The following is a 22,565-nucleotide window of genomic DNA, read 5'->3' on the forward strand; positions in this document are numbered from 1 at the left end:
CTCGGAGTCTTCAGAGGGTGCGGTACGGGGGCGGGGCGAGCCGGTCGCGGGCCATCAGGCGCAGGTACTGCAGCACCGTGCGGCCGATCTTGAGCTTGCTGGCACCCTGCTTGCGGTCGTAGCGCAGGCACAGCGGGACTTCGCTGATCACCGGGCGGCAGTACCGCAGTTTGATGAGCAGTTCCACCATGCAGGCGAAACCGCGCTCCTCGATCAGCCGCTCGCCCCAGTGCTTGCTGGCGCGGTCGAGCAGGCTGACGCGGTAGGCCCGGAAACCGCTGGTGAAGTCGCGCACGCCGTGGACGCCGAGGACGTGCCGGAACAGCACCGCCGCGCCGCGGGAGAGCGCGCGCCGGTAGTTCGGCGCGGTGGTGTCGTCGCCACCCTCGGCGAAGCGCGAGCAGATGGCCAGGTCGGCTCCGGCGGACAGCGCCGCGCGCAGCACCGGGACCAGTGCCGGGTCGTGGGTGTCGTCGGCGTCCATGACCACCACGAAGTCGTCGCGCCTGGCGTCTTCGAGCACCGCGCGCAGTCCGGAGTGGACAGCCTGGCCGAGGCCGAGGTTGACCTGGTGGCGCACCAGCCGGACGTCGAGGCCGGGCACGCCGGCGAGGGCGACCTCGGCGGTGTCGTCCGAGGAACCGTCGTCCACCACCCAGACGACCAGCTCACCGGTGTCGGTGACCGAAGCCAGCCGCCGCAGCAGTGCGGGCAGGGAAGCCGCTTCGTTGTACGCGGGCAACACCACGTGCGCGGTACCGCGGACCTCCGTCCCGGCCCGGCCGCCCGGTAGTGCCACTTTCTGCCATTGCGCGCGCACGGTCGACTTCACTCCTCGGGTTTCTCGCCGGTGGCTTGCAGGGCACCGGCCACGTAGACTTTCTTTCGGCGGTCTGGCGGCATTTCTTGATCGCCACCACCGGAACGTGGACGACGGAAGCCGGTCACCAGCAATTCCGGAAATTGACGTACATCAGTACGAGTGAATTACCATCCACAAGCCCTTTGCTTTTCCGGCAAGATGTGCAACCAGCCACCCGAGTAAGCTTCGCACATCGTTTTCCGACTCGCGGCTTTGTTCGTTCTTGGATGACCATCGAAAGGATCTGCCGGAATGCCGTTCGCCTGGTACCGCGTCGAAGCGGTGGCGCCTGTGGAACCGCGGCGCGGGGCCGCCACCGGGAACTCCCCGGGAGGTGCCCGGTGACCCGGCTCAGCCCGGTCCGCCCCCCGCTGCTGACGGCCGGGCCTCGGTTGCCGCGCCCGCGCGGAAAGCAACGCGAGCTGTCTTGGTGGCAGCTCGCCACCGAACGCGTCAACGCCGTCGCGCTGCTCCTGGCGGTGGTCGACGTCGCGGCGGTGGTGGTGGCCGCCGGGGTGGTCACGCCCCCACCGCGGTGGGGGCTGCTCACCGCCGTGCTGCTGCTGGGCATCCGCGCCTGCGGTGGCCTGTACCGCAAGCGGTTGTGGCTGTCCTGGCTGCACGACGTGCCCCGCTCGGCCGGCACCACGGCCGTCGCACTGGGCCTGGTCACGGTGCTGGCGCTGGGCACCGGCCGCGACGACGGCGGACCGGTCGCCGCGCAGTGGATGGTGCTGTTGTTCGCCGTGCTCAGCGAACCCGCGCGCCTGTGCGTGCTGGCCGTGGGCCGCTGGGGCCGCCGCCGCTTCGGCCGTGGTGACCGCTCGATCGTGGTGGGCGGCGGGAAGGTCGGCGCCGAACTGGTCCGGACCATGCAGGCGCACCCCGAGTTCGGCCTGAAGCCGATCGGGATCGTCGACGACGACCCGGCCATCGACCGCGCACTGCTGCCGGTCGGGCTGATCGAGGGCGACCTGCCGGAGGTGATCACCCGGCTGCGGGTGGGCACGGTGGTCATCGCCTTCTCCCACGCCCAGGACCCGCCCATCGTCGACGTCGCGATCGCCGCGCACCAGCAGGGCTGCACCACCCTGGTGGTGCCGCGGATGTTCGAGCTGTACCAGGACGGGCGCGATGTCGAGCGCCTGCGCACCTTCCCGCTGATGCGCCTGGGCACCGCGCCGACCGTGCGGCCGAGCTGGTGGATCAAGCGCCTGGTCGACATCGTGCTGGCCACCGCGGCACTGGTGGCGCTGGCACCGGTGATCGTTTGCTGCGCGGTGCTGGTGCTGCTGGAAAGCGGGCGCCCGGCGTTCTTCCGCCAGACCCGGGTCGGGCTCGGCGGGCGCACGTTCGTGCTGTTCAAGTTGCGGACCGTCCGGCCGGGCGGTGAGGATGACTCGCAGACGCGGTGGTCGGTCGCCGGTGACAGCCGGGTGGGCCCGGTCGGGGGTTTCCTCCGGCGCACTTCACTCGACGAGCTGCCACAGCTGTGGAACATCCTCCGCGGCGACATGTCCATAGTGGGGCCACGCCCGGAACGGCCGGGGTTCGTCAGGGAGTTCTCGGCGATCCACGACCTCTACTGGGCGCGGCACCGGGTCCCGGCGGGGTTGACCGGTTTCGCGCAGGCGCAGGGCCTGCGCGGGGACACCTCGATCGCCGACCGCGCCCGGTACGACAACTACTACATCGCGAACTGGTCGCTGTGGCTGGATCTGAAGATCGTGCTGTTGACGGTGGGTGAACTCCTCAGGCGGAGGAAGAATTGAACGAAGGCCGGGCCGGACGGCGGGGCACGCTGTGGCGAGCCGTCGCCCTGTTGACCATCGGCGTCCTGTTCGGCTGGGCCGGCCACGACGTGCTCGACACCCCGGACCCGACGCCGCTCCCGGCGGCGGCTCCCGGCCTGCCCACGAGTTCGCCGCCGTCGTCCACCACGGGTGCCCCCGCGTCGCGGGCGGCGGCGGCACCGCCCGAACCGGCGCCGCCCTGCGCGTGGTGGTACGCCATCGGCGACCGCCCCACCGACGCCGAACTGGAGACCGCGGCGAAGCGGTACAAGGTCGTGGTGCTCAACGCCACCGAGACCGCGGCCATGAAACGGCTGCACGAGCTGAACCCGCGGCTTTCGGTGTTGGTCTACAAAGACCTGTCGAGCACCCGCAACTACCCCGGCGCGGTCGAAGGCGACAAGGACGCGCAGTACCTGCCGTCCGGGATCGGCTACAACTTCGCGCAACGCGAGCACCCCGACTGGTTCGCCGTGGACACCGCGGGCAGGCGCATCGAGTGGAACGGCTATCCGCGGCACTGGCAGATGACCGTCTGGAACGCCGGCTACCAGCAGGCGTGGACCAAGGCGGTGACCGAAGAGGTGGTCCGCGAAGGCTGGGACGGGGTACTGGCGGACAACGACTTCCACACGCTCAGGTACTACTCCCCCGCCGTGCTCTCCGGCACCGCCAACGCCGAGGAGACCGACGAACTGCTGCGCAAAGGACTCGACGAGCTGATGTCCGTGGCCGGGGAATCCCTGGCGAAGGCCGGGAAGCAGATCGTGCCGAACGTGTCCGAGACCCACCTCGTCCCCGGCCGGTGGACCGCGCATTCGCGGTTCGGCGGGGCCATGGAGGAGAATTTCGGCTTCCGCGACGACGGTGGCTCCGGGGAGCTGCTGACCTTCCAGGGCAACGAATGGCAGGAGTTGCGGGCGCAGGCGGCGCTCGGCGAATCGTGGCTGCTGCTGATCACCAGGGTCAAGGGCACGCGCGAGGAGCGCGCGGGGTACGCCAGCGCCGCGATGCTGGCCGGGCCCAAGACGTGCTGGATGCCTGCGTCCACTCAGGACTACACCAAACCCGAATGGTCCGAGCTGCACGAATCCGGGCTCGGCCCGGCGATCGACACCGCGACCCGTCAGCCCACCGGGGTGTGGGCGCGGGAGTTCACCAACGGCTGGGTCGCGGTGAACCCCACGGCGGGAACGGTGCCGATCACCCCGCCCGCGGGCATGGCGCGGCTCGACGGCACGCCGGTCAGCCAGGTCGAGCTGCCCGCCGCCGACGGCGTGGTGCTGACCCGGGTGAAAACCCCGCCGTCGTCGTCCGCTCCCCCTTCGCCACCCGGCTCGGGCGGTCCGGCCAAGACGACCCCGCCGGTGCCGTCCACGACGGCGACCCCCTAGTGGGTGTCCAAAACGGACCGATACAGCTCCAGGTGACGCCGCGCGCACACCGCCGGGTCGAACTTCGCGCGGGCGGCCTTGGCGAGCGCGTGCCCGGTCCGCGCCGGGTCCGGGTCCGCGAACAGCTCACGTAGCCGCGTCGCCAGATCCGGGACGTCGCCGGGTGCGGCCAGGTACCGCGTGGCACCCGGAGCGTCCAGCATGTCGGCCACCCCGCCGGTGTCCGTGGCCAGCACCGGCTTGCCCGCCATCATGGCTTCGGCCACCACCAGCGGCTGCTGTTCCATGGTGGACGGCAGGACCAGCGCGTCGGCCGCGGCGAGCTGGGCGGGCACGTCGGAGCGGAACCCGAGCACGTCCACCCGCCCGGCCAAGGGCGGCTGGGCGGCCGCTCGTTCCACGTCCGCGCGCTGCGGCCCGTCGCCGACGATGGTCAGCCGCGCGTCCGCCGGCATGGTGCCCGGGGTCGCCAAGGCCCGCAGCAGGTCGAGCACGCCCTTGCGCTCCACCAGCAGGCCGACGAAGAGCAGGTGCCGCACGGGCCCGACCGGCGGCAGGCACGGCAGGGGTTCGACGCAGTTGTCGATGTGCCGCAGGCGTTTCGCCGGTACCCGGAGTCGCGTGTGGAGGAAGTCGCCCATCGCCGCCGCGGGGACCAGCGTGTGCCGCACAGCGCGGGCGACGACCGCGTCGGCCGCGAGCACCACTTTGGTGTAGGGCGACGGCGGCCTCGCCGAGGGCTCACCGCGGAACCACTCTTCGGAGACGTCGTCCGGTACGCCGTGGTAGGTGTGGACCACCGCCGTGGGGCCGCCTTGGCGCCGGGGCAGGCTCGCGCTGACCAGCCCGGCACGGCGGTCCTGAGCGTGCACCACGTCGGGCCGCCAGGCGTGCAGCACCGCGCGTGCCCGCCGACCGGCGGCCAGGTCCCCCTTGCGAGGGACGGAAATCTCTTCGAAGTTGCCGTTCAGCAGGTCCGCTCCCCGCGCGGGCGGCGGGCCGAAGACCCGCACTTCGGCGGCATCGGCCTCGGTCAGCGCAGTGGCCAGGCGCACGGTCAGGTCCACCGGCCCGCCCCGGTCCTGGGTCAGCAGGTAGGCGATGCGCGGGCGTCGGTTCACCGGGCCGCCCCCCATTCACCGGCGAGCTTTTCGGCGAGGGTGGCGGTCTGTTCCGCCATCCGCCGGTGGTCGAACAGGTTTACCACGCGTGCCCTGGCCCGGCGCCCTTCCGTGGCGGCGAGCGCGGGATCGGCCAGGCGGGCGGTGATCCCCTCGGCGAGCGCCGCCAGGTCACCGGGCGGCACCACCGTGCCGGTGTCACCGACGCTTTCCCGCACCCCGCCGACGTCGAAGGCGACCACCGGGCGGGCGCACGCCATGGCTTCCAGCGGCACCAGCGCCATGCCCTCCGCACGCGAGGGCAGCACCACCACGTCGGCGGCCGCGTAGAAGTCCGCCGCGCGATCGCCGTGGCCCCACCACCGCACCGACGGGTGCCCGGCCACCGGATGGTTGTCGCGCCACGCCTGGCCCAGCGGTCCCGCGCCGACCAGCACCAGCCGGGCGTCCGGCACCTCGGCGAGCACCGACGGCCAGGCGGTGAGCAGCTGGTCCTGTCCCTTGAGGTGGGCCAGCCTGCCCACGCACACCGCGGTGGGCGCGGTGACCGGGAAGCCGAGCCGGCGCCGGGCGGCGGCCCGGGCCGCCGGGTGCAGGCGCTCGGTGTCCACTCCGTTGCACACCACCTCGGCGGGCGCGTCCACCCCGGCCGCGCGCCCGGCGGCGAGTTCGTCGTCGCTCACGCACACCAGCTGGTGCGTCCACCTCGACGCGAATGCCTCCCAGCGCAGGCAGATCCGGCGCAGCGGGCCGCCCGCGGTCTGGAAGGACCACAGGTGCGGCTGGAAGAGGGTCGGCAGGCCACCACGCAGGGCCAGCCTGCCCGCCAGCCCGGCCTTGGAACTGTGCAGGTGCACCACGTCCGGCCGAAGCCCGTCGATGATCCGGCGCAGGCGCAGGGTTTCCCGTAGCAGCCGGGGTCCGGGCGCCCGGGTCGCGGGCCACGGGTGCACCTCGATGTCGCGGCCGCGGGCCTGCTCCACCAGCCACCCCGAGGGCGGGCACACGAGGTCGACCCGCCAGCCGCGGGCACGCTGGTCTTCGGCCAGGTCCAGGACGACCGCGGCCACCCCGGCATCCACCGGCTGGGTCACGTGCGTGATTCTCACCGTTGTCCTCCAGATGTCGTGTGGCGCAGGTCGCGCAGTTCACGGACGGCACCGCGATGGGCGGCCAGCGAGACCGCGGTGTAGCCGAGCAGCAGCACCACGGCCGCCACGCAGGTGCCGGTGATCGAAGTCGGCGGGCCGAAGAAGCCGGACCGGTCGAGCAGCACCACGCCACCACCGGCGACGAGTGCCGCCAGCACCACCCGCGCGGCCGTGCCGCCCAGTTCGGGCAGCGGCTGCGCCAGGTCCAGCCGCACCAGCGCCCACCAGGTGACCGGCACCAGCAGCCAGGCGGCCACGGCCTGCGCCACGGCGGCGGCGAGCACCCCGTGGCGGGTGAGCAGCACCAGCATCACCACCAGCACGAGCAGGTGCCCGGACTGCAGCGCCAGGTAGAGCCGCGTCCGCCCGGTCGCCCTGATCGCCTCGTACCAGCCGTGCAGCAGGCTGATCGCCAGGCCGTAGCAGCACAGCGCGACCAGCGGCCCGGTGGCCGGGGCCCACCGCTCGCCCAGCAGCACCACGCGGTCGCCGAGCACGGCGGCGAGCAGGTACAGCCCGCCGGTCAGCACCAGCACCGCCCGGGTGAACCGGGAGACCGCCGTGGGCAGTTCGCCGCGTCGGCCGGTGCGGATCAGCTTGCTGTAGACGGGGAAAGCCACCGCGCCGAGGACGATCGCCACGGTGATGTAGGGGACCCAGGCGATCCGGTAGGCCAGTGAGTACAGGCCGACCGCGTCGGCGCCGAGCAGGTGCCCGAGGAACAGGTAGTCGACGTTCACCAGCAGGATCGCCACGATCGCCGCCGGGCCGACCACCGCGATCCAGCGCCCGGCCTCGGTCACCGCGGCCGGTTCCCACCGGAAGCGCACCCGGACGCCCACGAGCACGCCGAGCACCGGCTGCGCGATCGCGGCACACAGCAGGCCGAGCACCAGCGCCCGCGGCCCGTCACCGAGTGCCGCCAGCACGACCGTCACCGCCGCGCCGAGCACCGCGCCACCGGCGTCCGGCAGCAGCCGCTTGCGGAAGTCGAGATCCCGGTGCATCAAGCCCATCTGCACGCCACCGGCCGCGGAGAACGGCAGGCTCAGCGCGGCGAGCCCGAGCAGAGGTGCCGCGGCGGGAGCGCCGAGCGCGGCGGCGGCCGGTTCCGCGACGAGCAGGACCACCACGGCGAGCGCGCCGGCGGTCCCCACGCTCAAGGTGAGCACGGTGCCCGCCATCCGCCGTGGCTCGCGTTCGGTCCGGCTGATCAGGTCGTAGACGCCCATGGACTGCACCACCTGGCCGATGTTGACCACGGCGACCACCAGCGTCACCACGCCGAGTTCGCCCTCGCTGAACCACGCCGCCAGCACCAGGGTGACCAGGATCTGGCTGGACTTGCTCAGCAGGTTCACCAGGCCGAGCCACAACGACCCCCGCACCGCGGCGGCGGCCAGCCGGTCGTTCACGCGGCGACCTCGTGCGGCGCCGCCTTTTCCCGGGCACGCCGGTGCAACCGCAGCCCGAACACCGCCAGCGCGAGCCAGGCGCACACCACGGCGAGACCGTCCACGGTGACCGCCGCGCGCTCGCCGAACACCGAAACCAAGGCCACGTCGAACACGTGCAGGTGCGCGAACGGCACGATCGACGCCACCACCGCGATCCCGAGCAAGCCCCAGCCGGGTTCACGCCGCCGTCGCCACCACACCACCGCGGTCAGCGCCAGCGCGGGCACCGCGATGAGGATGTCACCGGGCTGGTGCACCACGCAGACCACCACCGCGAGGCCGACGAGCAGGTCGGCCACCGCCCCGGCGTCGGGATCACCCAGCCGGTCCAGGCGGCGCACCAGCACCGCGCTGGCCGCGAGCACCCCCACGAGCGCCAGTAGTTCCCCGCCGGGCAGCAGGAACCCCGTGGCGCGGAACAACACCGCGGGAAGGTCGATGCGCTGCGCGGTCACCGAATCGACCGCGCCGTAGTCGGTGCCGCGCGCGTGCACGAGGTTCGCCACGATGGTTTCCGCGAACGGCTCCACCCCACCGGCGTTCACCACGAGCAGCACCAGCACCGGCAAGCCGGCGACGGCCGCGGCGAGCGTGCCGTACCCGGCCACCTTCCGGGAACCGCGGCAGCACAACAGGATCGTCAGCGGGAAGCCGAACTGCGGCTTCAGCCAGGCGAAGGCGAGCGCCGCGGAAGCCCACCGCGGATTGCTCTCACGCAACAGGAGCGAGCCCGCCGCGCCGACCGCGACCAGCGGGTTGACCTGCCCCACGTAGAGCTGCGCCTTGCCGACCTGGCTGCTCACCAGCAACGCGGCCGGAACCGCGGTGCCGACCACCATCGGCACGTACGGGCGCAGCCGGACGGCGGTCAGATAGGCCAGCGCGACCAGCAGCAGCAACGAAACCACGGCGAAGGCCACCGCGCCCACCCGGTAGCCGGGCAGCGCGAACGGCAGGTGCAGGGCCAGGTGGTAGGGCTGGTAGAGGTTGAAGTCCTGGCGGACCGGCCACTGCGCGAACATCTCGGCCGGGTGGTAGGGATTGCCGCCGTCGAGGAACTCCCGGATCGGGAAGTACAACGCGTCGCGGAAGTCCTGCATGCGTTCTTCGGCTTCGTTGGCCGTCGTGGGCAGCGGCACCTCCTGGGCCGGGCGCAGCGCGCGCCAGGCACCGAAGACGCCGGCGGCCAGCGCCAGCAGGGCGAGCACGCGGTGGCGCACGGTCATGCCAGCACCACCGCGACGAGGATCGAGTCGCCGGGCAGCACCCCGGCCGCCGAGGTCAGCGCCTCCTGTTTGCGACCGGCGGGCGCCAGCACTACCACCGCGGTACCCGCCGAGGTGTCGTGGTCGTCAAACTCGCTGCCGAGTTCCTTCGCCCGCACAGCCAGATCGGCGCTCAGCGGCAGCACCCGAACCGGGCGTTCGGCGGCTTCCACGAGCAGGCCGAGCCGTTCGGTGACCGTGGCATCGTCGTCGTGCAGCACCGGTACCGGCCGTCGCAGGCCCGCGGCCGCCAGCGCTTCACGCACGGCACGCTCGTCGGCCGATCCGCCCGGGCGCAGGGCGCGGTACGCCATCGCCGCCGCGAGCCCCGCCGCCGCGGCCGCCGCCAGCGCCAGCCCGGTCGCCAGCAGCCAGTCGGGCTGGATGAGGGCGACCTCGGGTCGTTCGTCCAGCAGGCGCAGGCGGCCGACCGGGGCCAGCAGATCGGCGTCGATCATCGCGGTCGCGACGGCCGAGGCGAGCCCGGCCGCGGTGGCCTCGGCCGGGGCGTGCACGGACAACCTGGCCATCCCCGACGCCGGAACCAGTTCGACCGAAACCGCCTTGGCGACCTCGTCCGGCGCGGGTGAACCGGGCACCTTCGCCGTGGCCGCCTGCAGCACCGAAGGGCTGCGGGCGAACTGGGCCAGCGCGGGCAGGGTGAGGGAGACGACCTCGCCGTACTGGGCTCCCCCGGCCGACACGGCCGGGTCCTGATCCTGCCCGGTCACCGGACCGGCGAGCAGCGCGACCCGCCCTTCGTACGTCGTGTCCCGCAGTCCGGCGGCCAGCAGCACCGCCGCGCCGACCAGCACCGCCACCGTCACGCCCACCGCGAGCAACCGCACGGTCTCACGGCCCAGCCGGCTCATCGGCGGCCGCCGAGCAGGTCCGAGCGCAGCAGTTCGTCGTAGGACTCCATCAGCGCGTCCGGGTGGTACTCGCGCCGGATGGTCGCCAGACCCGCGGCGGCGGCGCAACTGCGCTCGCCGGGGTCGTCCAGCATCTTGCGCAACGCCTGGGCCACCGCGTCCGGTTCTCCCGGTGGGACGAGCAGGCCGCCGCCCGCGCTGAGCACCTCGCGCACGCCGTCGACGTCGGTCGCCACCACCGGCCGCTCGGCGGCCAGCGATTCGAGCAGGGCGATGGGCAGGCCTTCCCAGTCACTGGTCAGCACGGTGACATCCGCCGCGGCGAGCAGCGCGGGCCCGTCGGTGCGATCGCCCAGGAACCGGACCCGGTCGCCGAGGCCGAGTTCCGCGCTGCGCTCCTGGAGTTCCTCACACAGGCTGCCGTCGCCGGCGATGAGCAGGATGGCGTCACCGCTGACCTTCGCCCAGGCGTCCAGCAGCACGTCGTGGCGCTTCTGCGGTTCCAGCCGGGCCAGGCAGAGGGCGACCGGCACCCCGGCGGACAGCCTGAGCGACGCGCGGACCGCTTCCCGTGAATCCATTTCGGATGGTAACGCGACGGCGTTGCGGATCACCTTCGGGCGGGGCAGCCCGGCCGAGCGCAGCCGCCCGGCGATCACCGGTGCCACCGCGACCACCACGTCCGAGGTGTGCCGGAGGATCCGGGCCGAGGTGCGGTAATCGGCTTCGGCGACGCCGTGGAAGACCGTCAGCAGCGGCACCCGCTGCCCGATGATCGCCAGTTTCGCCGACACGCTCGCCGAAACGTTGTGCGCGATCACCACGTCCGGCCGGAACTTCCGGACCGCGGTTCTGGTCAGGCGGGCGGCCCGGAGCACCCCGCCCGCCGTCCGCCGCGCGACGGGCACGGTGAACAGCGGAACGCCCTGCGCGTCCAGCGCTTCGGCACGATGTCCGCCACCGCTGGCCACCCCGGAGATCCAGCCGAAGCCGGGTCCGCGGTGCACCATCTCACCGACGAGGGCCTCGGCTCCCCCGGTACCCATCTCACTGATCACGTGCAGGACGCGCATGTTCAACCGTTTCTCTTCGCCGGGTCATCAGGTCGGCCGCGCACGCCAGCGCGACCACGAACCACAGGGCCAGGTAGTACTGCTGGGACAGGAAGAGCGAAGCCACGAGCACGGCCAGCAGGCTCGCCTGCAGCGGCACCACCAGGCGCCGGTCCGCGCCGTGGCGCAACGCGCGCTCGGTGGCGAGCCCCGCCACCGCGAGCACGCCGAAGAAGGCGAGCAGCCCGGGCAACCCGAGTTCCGCGCCCACTTCGAGGTACATGTTGTGCGCCACCGGTGTCTGCTCGCCGATCTCGGCCAGCCGCGACACCGGGGTGTACTCGCTGCGGAACCCGCCCGGTCCGGTGCCGAACACCGGGCTGTCCGCCAGCATCCGCGCGGCGACCTGCCAGCGCAGTTCCCGGGTATCCACATTGGACTGCGCGATGAAGGCCTTCTCGCTGCTCGCCCTGGCCAGCTCGGTGCCGGAGAACCAGGCGGCCACCGCGCCGAGCCCGAGCACCACCGCGCCCACCCCGGCGAGCACCCGTACCGGCACGGCACGGCGGGCCACCAGCCAGACCGCCGCGGCGAGCAGGGCGAGACCGCCGCCACGGGAGAAGGTGGCCGCGGCACCGGCGATCAGCACCACGGCCGCGAGCACCGCGACCGCCCGCCCGCGCCGCTGCTCTTCCGAAACCAGCGCGACGACCAGAGGTACGGCCGCCACCAGCACGTAGGAAAGGTCGTTGGGGTCGGTCATCGGCCCGCTCGCCCGCGTCTTGCCTTCGACGACCAGGCTGTACAGCGCGCCCCCGCCGGCCACCACCGCCCCGGCGACGGCGGCGGCGAGCAGCGCCCGGATCGGTACCTCACGGGACACCAGGTCGATCAGGATGACCGTGGTCAGCACGAACGGGAGCCAGCGCAGGGTGTAGGCCAGCGCGAACGGCTCCGCCACGTGCACCGCGGCGGCGGCCAAGACCGTCGCGGTGAGCACGAGGAGGACGACGTGCACCGGATGCGGGACCGGTGCCTGCCGCGCCCGGAACCGGACCACGGCCCAGACCGCCGCGAGCAGCACCACCGGCACCTTCGCCAGGTGGGGGTGCGCGGCGATCAGGTAACCCTCGACCGGGGCGAGCGCCACCGTCGAACAGGCCAGCACGCGGAGCAACCGCGCACCGGTGCCGGCGTCGTTCATGCCCCGGCTGCCAGGCACCCGGGATCACGCACGCGGGCGACCCCGCCCACCTGCAGCCGCGCGACGTGCGCACCCACCCCGACGAGTTCGAAGTGCCGCCGCAGTTCGGCCAGCACCCACTGCAGCAGTTCCACCTTCCGGGCACCCCGCAGTCCCATGCCGGGGAAGAACTCCAGGCCGGGTGCCTCCGAGCCGTCCAGCACGTCCGTCGGGTGCAGCAGCAGCGACGGGGTGACCCCGCGCAACCGGCACAGCCGCAGCGCGGTGGCGAAGTACCGGCGTGCCAGCCGCGGCGAGGCTTCGTACAGGCGGAGCAGGTAGGTGCCGTGGAAAGGCAGGCGCAGCAACGGCATCGTCGTCACGGGGAGTTCGACCAGCCGGGCGTGGTCGTCGACGCGCCAGCGGTAGGGGCCGACCGGGGCCCGCACCTGGGAGAAGCCGCCGAACAACTGCTCCTGTCCCTCGTCCGCCGATTCGACGCCCCGGTTGTGGTACGCCCTGGCGAGCGGGCCGATCCAGGTCGGCAGCGTGCTGGCGTCATAGGCGTAGCCACGCTCGTCGAGCATCCGCACGAGGTCGCTCGTGAGGCTGTACCCGGGGCCGCGGAAGCCCTTCGGCCGGGGCGCGCCCGCCGCGACGATGGCGTCCTCGGTGCGCACGAGTTCGGCTTCCAGCCGCTGCCGGTCGTAGCGGTGCAGCCAGGGTTCGTGGGAGTAGGAGTGGTTGGCGACCTCGTGCCCGGCGGCGGCGATCGCGGCGACCGCCGCGGCACCGTCGTCGCGCACCACATCGGCACCCACGACGAAAACCGTCGTGGACAACCGTTGCTCGCCGAACAGCTCCAGCAGCCGCGGCACGGCCGTGCCCAGGTAACTGGGCCGATCCTCCCAGCGGGAGTCGCCGTGTGTCTTCAGGTAGGCCCAGAGGTTGTCGAGATCCAGCGAGACGCTGGCCACCGGTCTGGCGGACGGTTCACCCGGCATTGACGGCGACCCCCGTCCGGGTCTCGCGGAGCGTGCCCAGCGCCAGCACACCGGCCACCACCAGCGCCAGGCCGAGGGTCACCCACCACTGCCGCCCGGCCGCGATCCGGTCGCCCAGCGCGGCGATCCCGGTCACCGAAGCGAGCACCACGGTCGTGGCGTCCATCGAAGCCACCATCGAGGTGACCGAACCCGTGCGCAGCGCGAGGGCGAGCGCCGCCTGACCGACCACCGCGGACAACACCATCAGCCAGGCCAAGGGGTGCAGCGGTACTTCGAGGAGCGGCTGGTCGGCCACGGCGCGGCTGATGATCGCGACCATCGAGAAGGCGACCCCGGCGAGCACCGCGAGCAGCAGCGCCGGGCCGGAGCGGGACAGGTACACCACGGCCGCCGCGCAAGCCAGCAACACCACCAGCAGGAGCACGCCCAGTTCCGGCGAGATTTCCCGCGCCTGCGAGGTTTCCGACGAGCCCGCGAGCAGCACCAGGCCGCAGGCCATCACCACCAGCACCCCGACCTCGAGCCGGCGCAGGCGCCAGCCCAGCACCACCGCCCCGAAGACCGCCGCGACCCCGACCGCGGCCGACGAACCGGCCTGCACCAGGTACAGCGGCAGCGAGGCGCGGGCGAAGTAGGCGAGCACGAAACCGCCCGCCTGCCCGGCGAAACCCAGCAGGTACAACGGATCCGACAGCAGCCGGGCCAGGAACCCGAGCCGGGAGTCCACCCGGTCGCCGGTCCGGCGAGCGGCCAGGCCCTGCGCGACGATGCCCAGCGCGTACATCGCGGTGCACAGCGCGAGAATCAGATATCCGAGCATTCCACTCCCTTGTCCGGCCAGCAAAAGTGTAGGCAAGCGCGCTCGGAGAACCTTTCGAGCGAACCCGGAAATCCGGGCGACGGCGTTGACGTCGGGAAATGCCAAGCACGCTTTTCCCGATCAGGTGAACTTCGGAGTTTCCGGTAACGCCCGGGATTCGGCGACGACGCCCCGACTGTCCGGGTGCTGCCGGGAACCGGCGAAGCCCTCAGTAATGTGACGAAGTTCCAGCCCCTTTCTCCTCCCACAAACAGGATGCGGAAACTTGCTCAGGAAATACGCCGCGCTGGCCAGCGTCATGCTGGTCACCGCGATCACGGTGTCCGTCCCGTCGCCGGCCGCGACCGGCTTTCTGCTGCCCGATCTGCGCCAGGCCCCGCCCGGCTGCGCGGGCGGCTTCGGCGGCGACCCCGCCACCTGCACGGACTGGGACGTCTGCCTGGTGATCGACCCGGACAAGCCGGGTGGCGCGTGCGTACCGGACGAACTGGCGCACGCGGCCCGGCTGCGCTTCACCAGCTCCGAGGACAACATCGGTGAAGGCCCGCTGCTGCTCTACGGCCACCGAGACAACACCGGCCAGGACAAGATGTCCGTGCGCCAGGCCCTGCGCACCAAGCAGGACGGCTGGATCCCGCCGGACTACAGCTCGGCGCAGCGGCCCACCGACGCGTTCACCTACTACGAACCGGCCAGGGATCACCGGCACTGGCACCTGATGAACTTCGAGCACTTCGCGCTGGTTTCGACGCAGGGCACCGTGGTGGTCCGCGACCGGAAGAACGGCTTCTGCCTCGGCGACCGCTACCGCGTCCCGGACGCCGACCGGCTGGACCGCGTGCCCGGCGACAGCGGTCCCGACGGCGAACTCGCCAAACGGTTGCGCGACAACATGTGCGGCCACCACGAATCGTCGGCGCTGGAAGTCGTCGAGGGAATCTCGGTCGGTTCCGGCGACGACTACAAGTACACAGTGGACTACCAGTGGCTGGACATCACCGGCGTGGCCTCCGGCGTCTACGACCTGGTCAACACGGTCAACAGCGACCGGACGCTGGCCGAACTCGACTACGGGAACAACGCCTCGTCGGTGGCCGTGTCGATCCAGTGGCCCTCGGGTCCGCCGAAGCCGAACCAGAAGATCGGCACCGCCCCGGTGGTGAAATTCCTGCGCAGCTGCCCGGGGCGTCCCCGGTGCGCGTGATCTCGGTGTAGCAAGGAAAGGTGCAGTAAGGGAAAGGGGCTCCCGGCGCGTGCCGGGAGCCCCTTTTCTTCGTGCGAGGACAGTGGGTCAGTTGTCCTGGATGCTGCCGCCGTCGAACACGCCACCGCTGGCGCAGTTGTACGGGTCCTTGCCCTCGGCCTCGTTGACACCCGGCGAGAGGATCGGGATGCCGATCCCGTTGGCGACGTCGTGCACCGGCACCTGCACGCCGAGCACGTTGACGTTGTTGTCGCACACACCGACGACCGCGTTGACGTTGTGCAGCACGTCGAGGTTGTTCAGGTTGAGCAGGCCGGCCTGGTCGTCGTGCTCGACCGGGGGCGCGACCTCACCGGCGGAGGCGACACCACCGAACATCACGAGGCCCACGCCGACGGAACCGATCGCGGCACCGAATTTCTTCAGCAAAGTTGTCTCCTTTAAGAAGTGGAACGCCGGGTGCGGCAGGCAACCGCCACAGCAGCGCCGCTTCGGGACGGTACTGGAGCATTACCGTGGGTGTCGACGCGATTACACCTTTGGAGACCGCGCTCAGCCCGCTGACCACGCCTTGACTCACCCGATCGGGAGAATCGGGGTCGGCGTCCTGCGCCGGAGGGGCCGAAACCGGTGCGTACCCATGACTTCCACCGCGTGCTGGGGCCGCCTGGAGTGGCCGATGCCCCCCGAGGCGATTGAACGGCCCCTCCAGGCGGCAAGATCATCCTGCCGCAGGCGCACGGGATCCGCGCCGCGAAGACCACGAGTCGGGGGACCCCCGCGGGAGCGGTTCACGGCCGGATCCCGCGCCTGGGACCCGGCCGCACCACCGCTCGAACCTCGGGGGGCTGGGATTCGAACACCCCCAGCTTACTAATGAGTAAGTTTCAAGAGAACTACCCGATCCGGCGAACCCGGCGTACCGTGCCCCTGAGCGATATATCTGACAGATAGCCGAGGCGGTGCGCATGGCGCGTTCGAGTCAGACCCACATGGCGGTGCTCGGCGCGCTGACCATCGAACCGATGACGGGATACGCACTGCGCCAAGCCATTCGCGACGTGCTCGGCCACTTCTGGAGCGAAAGCTTCGGCCAGATCTACCCGGCGCTCGCCGAGCTGGAACGCCAGGGCTTCGTGGCCCGCGACGGGACCGGCACCACTTTCGTCATCACCGACGAGGGCACCCGCCACCTGCGCGACCTGCTCACCCAGCCGATCCAGGCCACCCCACCCCGCAACGGCCTGCTGCTGCGCTTGTTCCTGGGACGCACCCTGGGTATCGAGGCCTGCCGCGCCCTCCTCACCACCGCCAAAGCCGATGCGCGACAACGGCTGCAGGACTTCGACGATCTGGCCGAGGAAATGGCCGCCGAACCGGAGCACGCCGCCAACACGCCGTTCTGGCAACTCACCGTCTCCGCCGGCCGCCACAGCGCCCACGCCGCCCTCGCCTGGGCCGACGAAAGCCTGGCCGCCCTGGACACCCTCGCCCCGAACGACGCCGAATGACCCCGGTGGACGGACACGAATGTGGCTTTGGAGGCGCTTTTCGCCCCGAAAGCCACATTCGTGTCCGTCGAACCGCGGCTCCGCACCTCGTGGCCACAGCGACGATCGCCCCGGTTCGCCAAGATTTCGTGACAGGAGTCGATCATGCTCACCGATGAAGCGTTCCTCGGAGCCGTGGCCACGGTGGCGGCCGTGGGGCTGGTCGGCGTGGCCTTGTTCCAGCTCGCCATCGCGGCGGGCGCGCCGTTGGGCCGGGCCTCCTGGGGCGGCACGCATGCAGGCACTTTGCCGACCCGGCTGCGGGTGATCAGTGCCGTGGCGGTGGTGTTCTGGGTCTACAGCGCGTTGGTCGTCCTACGTCGTGGTGGGGTGGGATCATTCGCGGTGCCTGAGGGCCTGGCGCGTGGGGGCACCTGGGTTCTGTTCGGCTTGCTCTTGGTCAGCGCGCTGGCGAACTTCGCGTCCCCGAGTCGCTGGGAGCGGTACTTCTGGGGCCCGGCCGTACTCCTCCTGGCCGCGTTGTGCTTCCTCACCGCCCGCGGCTGACCGCACCATCCCAGGCGCAGCGAAAACCGACCGTCGCGCAGCGGGCTTGGCCCAGGCCCGGCAGCAGCAGCTTCACGCTGTAGTCCGGCGCCCGGCGACCGCCTTCGATGTACCAGTCGGCGCCTTCCGCACGGTAGTCACTGCCGCCCTTGAGCATGACGAACCGCGTGCGGCCGTCCGAGTGTTCGCTTTCGGTCCAGTTCCACACGGCCGGTTCGCCACGACGCAAGCCGCCCGTTTCGCCGGCGAGTTGCCATTCGTCTTCGGTCGGCAGCCTGCCGCCGCGCCAGGCGCAGTAGGCACGGGCGTCGTCGAGGTCGACGTGGGTGACCGGCTCGTGCTCGCGGCCGGACGGTGGGGCGCCATCGACCCAGTGCGCGAGGAAGCGGTGCGGTTGAGCCGGGCGGTAGTCCGTCGCCGCCAGGAACGCGGCGAACTGCGCGTTGGTCACCTCGGTCGCCGCGACGGCCACCTCGACAGCGAGTTCCCCGTCGCGTTGCAGGGTCCGGGCGTCGTGCAACCGTGGCGGCAACGGCTTCCACTCGTCCACGTACGGCGCACCCTGGTACATCCCGGTTTCCCTGGCCCGATACCGGACCGTCAGCACATAGGGCCCGGCGGGCACCACGACCGCATCCGGTTCGGCGACACCAGAAGTCCTCTGTGGACTGACACGGGTAGCGAGCCGGTGCGGGAAGCGCGCATCGGGATCGTGCGGCACGTCCACCAGCTCGCGTAGCCAAGCCGGTTCCGCAACGCCCGGATCGACGCGCAGGAAAGCGTTGATCCCGCGTGCCGGTACGGGTCCTGGAAAGAGCGTGACCACCGAATCCAGTATCGGACCGGAGTAGTCCTGCTCACCGCGGTTGACGACCGTCCACAGTGTCACACCGCCGAGTTCCCAGCGGGACGCGTAGATCCCGGCGGCCTCGGCCTCCGGCGCCAGTTCCGCGAGCGGCGTCCACTCGCCGTCGAGCAGCAGGTCCCCGGCCGCGCGCTGGACGGTGGTCATGCGCCGGACGGTGGCGGCGTCTCGCGCGGACCAGCCGACCCACACCCCGAACACCACTTCCCACACCATCACACCGACGCCGTTGAGCCACGCCGACTGCAGTTCCTCGGAGTGGTCGCGGTGCCAGCGCCGGATGTGGTGCTGCATGTGCCGCCGCTCGTACCAGTGCGCGCGCAGCACACCCGGCACCGGCGAGTCCGCGAAGAACTGCGCCCACGAGCACGCGTGGTCCTCGATGCGCTCGACGGCCAGCTTCGACTCGCCCTCCAGCACGATCCCGGGCCGCGCCCGTTCCAGCCGTTCGACGAACTCGGGTTCCGCCTTCTTCAGCGTGTCCAGGAAAACCCCGTCCGCACCGAGGTCGGCGACAAGCGACGCCAGTTCGTCCACGTCCTCACCACCGCGACGCGTACCGACGTCCCACGGGTTGTAGTCGACGAACACGCGCAGGCCCGCCGAGTGCAGCGCGGCGATCAGCTCGGGAAGCCCGGGCACATCCCGGTAGAAGTCCCACTGGTTGCGGTCGTCCAGGCCGATCACCGGGTAGGCGTGCCACAGCACCACCGCGTCGAGGCCACCGAAGCGATCCCGCGCGTCGGCGAGGAAGCGGTCCGGGGTGAACCGGCCATCGCCGAACGAATAGAGCAGTTCGTCCCACAACCACACCTGCGCCACCGTGTAGCAGCGAGCCGCCCAAGCCGCGCCGGGACGCTCGTAGGCCGCACCCGTGTACCCGTGGCGGGCCCGCGCGTCCTCCCGCCACTGCCGCAGCCGCTCGCGCCACGCCGGCCGGTCCGCCGGATCCGCCGGACCGCTGAAGATCTTCGCCTCGTCCAGGCCGGCGAGCGGGCCGTCGGCGGGCACCTCGGCCGGCCGGTCGATGGGCCGGGGTACGAGCGGGTCGAACGTGGAGGTCATCGTGCCTTTCCTCGGGCCGCGGCTACTTCCTCGACGGTCGGCACGGCGGCCTGCGCGCCCCGCCGGGTGACCGAAAGCGCGGCCGCCACGCAGGCCAGTCGCGCGGACTCGGCGAGGTCCAGCCCCCGTGCCAGCGAAGCCGCGAGCACACCGCAGAAGGTGTCACCGGCACCCGTGGTGTCGACGGCGTCGACCTGGATTCCGGGGATACGCAGGTGTTCGCGGCCTCTCCTGGCGACGAGGCAGCCTTCGGCGCCGAGGGTGACGACGGCGGCGGGCACACGCTCGAGCAGGGCCTCCGCGGTGCCCGCCAGGTCGGCGGCTTCGTGCTCGTTGACCACCAGCAGGTCGAGCGTGTGCCACAGGTCATCGGGCAACTCCCGCGTGGGCGCCGCGTTGAGCACCATCAGCGCGCCCGGGTTCCGCGCCGCCGCGGCCGCGCAGACCGCGTCGAGCGGGATCTCCAGCTGCGCGAGCACCACGTCCGCCAAGGCGATGCGGCCGGTCTGCGCGGTGCCGAGTTCGAGCCGCGAGTTGGCACCCGGCGCCACCACGATCGCGTTCTCCCCGCTCGGCGCCACGGTGATCAACGCCGTGCCCGTCGGTGCGCTGACCAGTTGCACCAGGTCGACGCGCACCCCGGCATCCCGCAGCGAATCGAGCAGCAACTCCGCGGATTCGTCCCGGCCGAGCGCTCCGACGAAGGTGGTGTCCGCGCCGCCCGCGAGCGCGGCGGCCACGGCCTGGTTGGCACCCTTGCCGCCGGGGCTGCGGCGCAGGTCGCCACCGAGCACCGTCTCCCCCGCACCCGGCGTGCGCGGCACGTCGACGACCAGGTCGACGTTCGCCGAGCCGACCACCACCACGCTCATGACCGCATCAGCGCCGCCGTGCGGGCAGCCAGGCCGACGATGCGTTGTTCCCCGCCGGGCAGCGAGGTCGCGATCCGGCCGTCGAGCGGCTTCACCCACTGCTCCCCGATGCTTTCGACCCCGCGCAGGGCACCGACGACCCCGCCGACCGTGGCCGCCGCCGAGTCCGTGTCCCAGCCCGCGGTCACCGCGATCGACACGCTGGGCCCGAACTCCCCGTCGCCCTTGGCGAGCGCGTAGGCGATGACCGCGGCGTTGTTGAGCACGTGCACCCAGTGCAGGTGGCCGTATTCGGCGTGCAGTCGGTCGAGTCCGGTTCGGACGTCACCCACGGCGGCCGCCTCACGGCCGATCCGCACCGCGCGGACGAGTTCACTGTCCGGCGGGATGACGGTTCCGGCGGCATCCAGGACATTGTGGACGGTGTCGCAGACCATCGCCGCCGAGCACAGGGCCGCGGCCCACATCGCGCCGTACACCCCGTTGCGTGTGTGGCTCAGCCGTGCATCGGTGTAGGCGAGCCGCGCGGCCTCGCGCACGTCACCCGGCGACACCCAGCCGAACACGTCGGTGCGGATCAGCGCGCCGATCCATTCGCGGAACGGGTTGTGGTGCGTCGCGGTCTCCGGCACCGGGCGTGCGTCGAGGATGTTGCGGTACGCGGCTCGCTCGGCGGTGAACACGCGGCCCGCGGGGAGGTTGTCCAGCCACAGTTGCGCGACATCGTCGCTGGTGAACCCGCGTCCGCGCTGTTCGAGCAGGGTCAGCGCGAGGATCGGGTAGTTGAGGTCGTCGTCCTCCGGCATCCCGTCGATGTTCTCTTCGAGGGAGGTCGGGGCCGATCGGCGGTTCCACGGCCACCGCGCCGCCACGTCGTCCGGCAGGCCTTCCGCGGTGAACCACCGGTCGAGCGGCCACCGCCCGGTCGCCCGCAGGATCTCCTCGATGCCCTCGCGCGGGATCTTCTCCACGGGCTTGCCGAGCAGGCAACCCGCCGCGCGTCCGGTCCACGCGCCGAGCAGGCGATCCTCTCCCCCAGCGGGCAGATCCGGCGCGGGCGGGAGTGAAGCGGCTATGGCTTCCCAGGGCTCGTCCGGCGTCGCGAGCGCGTCCAGTTCGTCGAGCAGAGTCCGGGCCAGCGCCCGTAGTTCGGGTGACGCGGGCCGTGGTCCGGCGCCACTGACGGCGGGCACCGGATCGCCGCCCGCCTCGGTCCAGCGGGCCCGGATCGCCGCGACGTCCTTGCCCTCCGCGGCGGACTGGACCAGTTCGTGGGCGAGCAGGTCTTCCGGCTGGGCCCAGGTCAGCCTCACGCCCGCGCTCCCGTTTCGAGCGCGTCCAGGGTCGAAAGGCGGGCGAGCGCCCGTTCCCGGTCGGCGCGGAGGATGTCCGCCGCCGCCGAGGCCATCAGCACGCCGGTCTCCCGGATGTCCATGCGGCTGGCCTCGCTCACCGCGTCGAGCCACTCCCCCGGCACGGCCGCCGTCCCACCCAGACCGGCGCAGATCGCGCCCGCCATGGTGGCGATCGAGTCGGCGTCCCGGCCGTAGTTCACCGACGCGAGGACCGCGCCCCGGTAGTCACCGTGATGCGCCAGCACGAACGCCAGCGCGGCCGGAAGCTCCTCGATGGACTTGGTGCGCGAAGGGCGCCGCGCGTCCATCGACATCTGCCGGTACTGCGGGCCCACCGAATCGAACGGCGCGACGGTTTCCCGCACCAGCCGGGCCAGTTCCCGCTCCTCGTCGTCCGTACTCGGTGGTTTCGCCCACGTCCCGAACCTGTCCACGACCGCCCGCAACGCCTCCGCCGTGCCGTCGTGGGCCACGTCGAGGGCGGCCGAGACCACGTCGCCGACACCCGCCCCGGGCGCGATCGAAGCGGCGACCATCGCGGCCACCACCCCGGCGGCCTCGCGGCCGTAGCTCGACTGGTGCGCCCCGGTCAGGTCGATCGCCTCGGCGTAGGCACCCCGCGGATCACCCGCGTTCGCGATGCCCACCGGCGCGACGTACATGGCCGCGCCGCAGTTCACCACGTTGCCCACGCCCGCCTCACGCGGATCGACGTGTCCATAGTGGAGCCTCGTGACGATCCACTTCTCCGCCAGGAACACGCGCTGCAGCAGCAACGCCGTGGTCTCCAGCTCGGGCACCCAGCGCGGTTCGCCGATCATCAACGGCACCAGGTCCTCGGCCATGGCGTAGGCGTCGAGGTGGGCGCGGCGCTGGGCGTAGACCTCGACCAGCGCGCGGGTCATCAGCGTGTCGTCGGTGATGTGCCCGTCGCCCTTGTGGTAGGGCGCGATCGGCCGCGCGTCCCGCCAGTTCGGGTACCACGGCCCGACGATGCCGGTGACCCGGCCACCGTGCCGCTCTTCGATCTGCTCGGGCGTCCACCCCTCGGTGGCACCGCCGAGGGCGTCACCCACCGCCGCGCCCGCGATCACCGCGACGGCCCGGTCTTCCAGCCAGGTCACCGAATCTGCTCCTCTGCCTACCTGTGTCGCCCGCTCGGGGGACGAC

General features: G+C 71.9%; 20 protein-coding genes. 5 read left to right on the forward strand and 15 right to left on the reverse strand.

Translation table 11 applies throughout. The annotated features are described in order from the left end of the window. Positions 1 to 10: 10 nt before the first annotated feature. Positions 11 to 820 (reverse strand): glycosyltransferase family protein, encoded by an 810-nt coding sequence (locus L3Q67_RS39745; RefSeq protein WP_499186562.1) that lies wholly within the window; start codon positions 818 to 820, stop codon positions 11 to 13. 383 nt (positions 821 to 1,203) lie between these two features. Here L3Q67_RS39745 and L3Q67_RS39750 point away from each other — a divergent pair, with 383 nt between their 5' ends. Continuing rightward, positions 1,204 to 2,634 (forward strand): sugar transferase, encoded by a 1,431-nt coding sequence (locus tag L3Q67_RS39750; RefSeq protein ID WP_499186563.1) that lies wholly within the window; start codon positions 1,204 to 1,206, stop codon positions 2,632 to 2,634. Then, the gene (locus tag L3Q67_RS39755) at positions 2,631 to 4,049 is read left to right on the forward strand and encodes a putative glycoside hydrolase family 15 protein (protein WP_499186564.1); all 1,419 of its coding nucleotides are present in this window, start codon (positions 2,631 to 2,633) and stop codon (positions 4,047 to 4,049) included. The genes L3Q67_RS39750 and L3Q67_RS39755 overlap by 4 nt, the downstream gene beginning before the upstream one ends. Here L3Q67_RS39755 and L3Q67_RS39760 read toward each other — a convergent pair. The 9 genes from L3Q67_RS39760 to L3Q67_RS39800 are packed head-to-tail and all read right to left on the reverse strand — an operon-like array spanning position 4,046 to position 13,977. Then, on the reverse strand, positions 4,046 to 5,170 hold the full coding sequence (locus L3Q67_RS39760; RefSeq protein ID WP_499186565.1) for a glycosyltransferase family 4 protein: 1,125 nt from the start codon (positions 5,168 to 5,170) through the stop codon (positions 4,046 to 4,048). The two genes, L3Q67_RS39755 and L3Q67_RS39760, sit on opposite strands and share 4 nt — an antisense overlap. Then, a complete protein-coding gene (locus tag L3Q67_RS39765) occupies positions 5,167 to 6,264 on the reverse strand; it encodes a glycosyltransferase family protein (RefSeq protein ID WP_499186566.1) in 1,098 nt (365 codons plus the stop codon). Before L3Q67_RS39765 ends, L3Q67_RS39760 begins: the two co-directional genes overlap by 4 nt. Before the next feature lie 11 nt (positions 6,265 to 6,275). Continuing rightward, positions 6,276 to 7,736 (reverse strand): MATE family efflux transporter, encoded by a 1,461-nt coding sequence (locus L3Q67_RS39770; RefSeq protein WP_499186567.1) that lies wholly within the window; start codon positions 7,734 to 7,736, stop codon positions 6,276 to 6,278. Further along, positions 7,733 to 9,004 carry a glycosyltransferase 87 family protein gene (locus tag L3Q67_RS39775; protein WP_499186568.1) on the reverse strand — a complete coding sequence of 424 codons (1,272 nt, stop codon included), beginning with the start codon at positions 9,002 to 9,004 and terminating at the stop codon, positions 7,733 to 7,735. Before L3Q67_RS39775 ends, L3Q67_RS39770 begins: the two co-directional genes overlap by 4 nt. After that, complete coding sequence (locus L3Q67_RS39780) at positions 9,001 to 9,915, reverse strand: YveK family protein (RefSeq protein WP_499186569.1); 915 nt, start codon at positions 9,913 to 9,915, stop codon at positions 9,001 to 9,003. The genes L3Q67_RS39775 and L3Q67_RS39780 overlap by 4 nt, the downstream gene beginning before the upstream one ends. Beyond that, a complete protein-coding gene (locus tag L3Q67_RS39785; protein ID WP_499191751.1) occupies positions 9,912 to 10,988 on the reverse strand; it encodes a glycosyltransferase family protein in 1,077 nt (358 codons plus the stop codon). The genes L3Q67_RS39780 and L3Q67_RS39785 overlap by 4 nt, the downstream gene beginning before the upstream one ends. After that, a complete protein-coding gene (locus L3Q67_RS39790) occupies positions 10,963 to 12,171 on the reverse strand; it encodes an O-antigen ligase family protein (RefSeq protein ID WP_499186570.1) in 1,209 nt (402 codons plus the stop codon). Before L3Q67_RS39790 ends, L3Q67_RS39785 begins: the two co-directional genes overlap by 26 nt. Continuing rightward, positions 12,168 to 13,154 carry a polysaccharide deacetylase family protein gene (locus L3Q67_RS39795; protein WP_499186571.1) on the reverse strand — a complete coding sequence of 329 codons (987 nt, stop codon included), beginning with the start codon at positions 13,152 to 13,154 and terminating at the stop codon, positions 12,168 to 12,170. Before L3Q67_RS39795 ends, L3Q67_RS39790 begins: the two co-directional genes overlap by 4 nt. Further along, a complete protein-coding gene (locus L3Q67_RS39800) occupies positions 13,144 to 13,977 on the reverse strand; it encodes a DMT family protein (RefSeq protein ID WP_499186572.1) in 834 nt (277 codons plus the stop codon). Before L3Q67_RS39800 ends, L3Q67_RS39795 begins: the two co-directional genes overlap by 11 nt. A gap of 265 nt (positions 13,978 to 14,242) precedes the next feature. On the opposite strand from L3Q67_RS39800, the gene L3Q67_RS39805 reads away from it, so the two are divergent. Further along, positions 14,243 to 15,181: a lysyl oxidase family protein gene (locus tag L3Q67_RS39805; RefSeq protein ID WP_499186573.1), complete on the forward strand. Its 939-nt coding sequence runs from the start codon at positions 14,243 to 14,245 to the stop codon at positions 15,179 to 15,181. Between the two features lie 87 nt (positions 15,182 to 15,268). On the opposite strand, the gene L3Q67_RS39810 is transcribed toward L3Q67_RS39805, so the two are convergent. After that, positions 15,269 to 15,610, reverse strand: a complete 342-nt coding sequence (locus L3Q67_RS39810) for a hypothetical protein (RefSeq protein WP_499186574.1) — start codon at positions 15,608 to 15,610, stop codon at positions 15,269 to 15,271. Positions 15,611 to 16,149: 539 nt separating this feature from the next. On the opposite strand from L3Q67_RS39810, the gene L3Q67_RS39815 reads away from it, so the two are divergent. Further along, positions 16,150 to 16,692, forward strand: coding sequence for a PadR family transcriptional regulator (locus L3Q67_RS39815; protein WP_499186575.1), 543 nt, complete (start codon positions 16,150 to 16,152; stop codon positions 16,690 to 16,692). 144 nt (positions 16,693 to 16,836) lie between these two features. Next, on the forward strand, positions 16,837 to 17,238 hold the full coding sequence (locus tag L3Q67_RS39820; protein WP_499186576.1) for a hypothetical protein: 402 nt from the start codon (positions 16,837 to 16,839) through the stop codon (positions 17,236 to 17,238). On the opposite strand, the gene L3Q67_RS39825 is transcribed toward L3Q67_RS39820, so the two are convergent. The 4 genes from L3Q67_RS39825 to L3Q67_RS39840 are packed head-to-tail and all read right to left on the reverse strand — an operon-like array spanning position 17,222 to position 22,519. Beyond that, the gene (locus L3Q67_RS39825; protein WP_499186577.1) at positions 17,222 to 19,168 is read right to left on the reverse strand and encodes a formylglycine-generating enzyme family protein; all 1,947 of its coding nucleotides are present in this window, start codon (positions 19,166 to 19,168) and stop codon (positions 17,222 to 17,224) included. The genes L3Q67_RS39820 and L3Q67_RS39825 overlap by 17 nt on opposite strands. Continuing rightward, complete coding sequence (locus L3Q67_RS39830; protein WP_499186578.1) at positions 19,165 to 20,040, reverse strand: ribokinase; 876 nt, start codon at positions 20,038 to 20,040, stop codon at positions 19,165 to 19,167. Before L3Q67_RS39830 ends, L3Q67_RS39825 begins: the two co-directional genes overlap by 4 nt. Next, positions 20,037 to 21,353, reverse strand: a complete 1,317-nt coding sequence (locus L3Q67_RS39835; RefSeq protein WP_499186579.1) for an ADP-ribosylglycohydrolase family protein — start codon at positions 21,351 to 21,353, stop codon at positions 20,037 to 20,039. Before L3Q67_RS39835 ends, L3Q67_RS39830 begins: the two co-directional genes overlap by 4 nt. Further along, positions 21,350 to 22,519, reverse strand: a complete 1,170-nt coding sequence (locus tag L3Q67_RS39840) for an ADP-ribosylglycohydrolase family protein (protein ID WP_499186580.1) — start codon at positions 22,517 to 22,519, stop codon at positions 21,350 to 21,352. The genes L3Q67_RS39835 and L3Q67_RS39840 overlap by 4 nt, the downstream gene beginning before the upstream one ends. Between the last annotated feature and the right edge of the window lie 46 nt (positions 22,520 to 22,565).

Origin of the sequence: Saccharothrix sp. AJ9571 (assembly GCF_021725495.1) — a bacterium.
GTDB lineage: Bacteria > Actinomycetota > Actinomycetes > Mycobacteriales > Pseudonocardiaceae > Amycolatopsis > Amycolatopsis magusensis.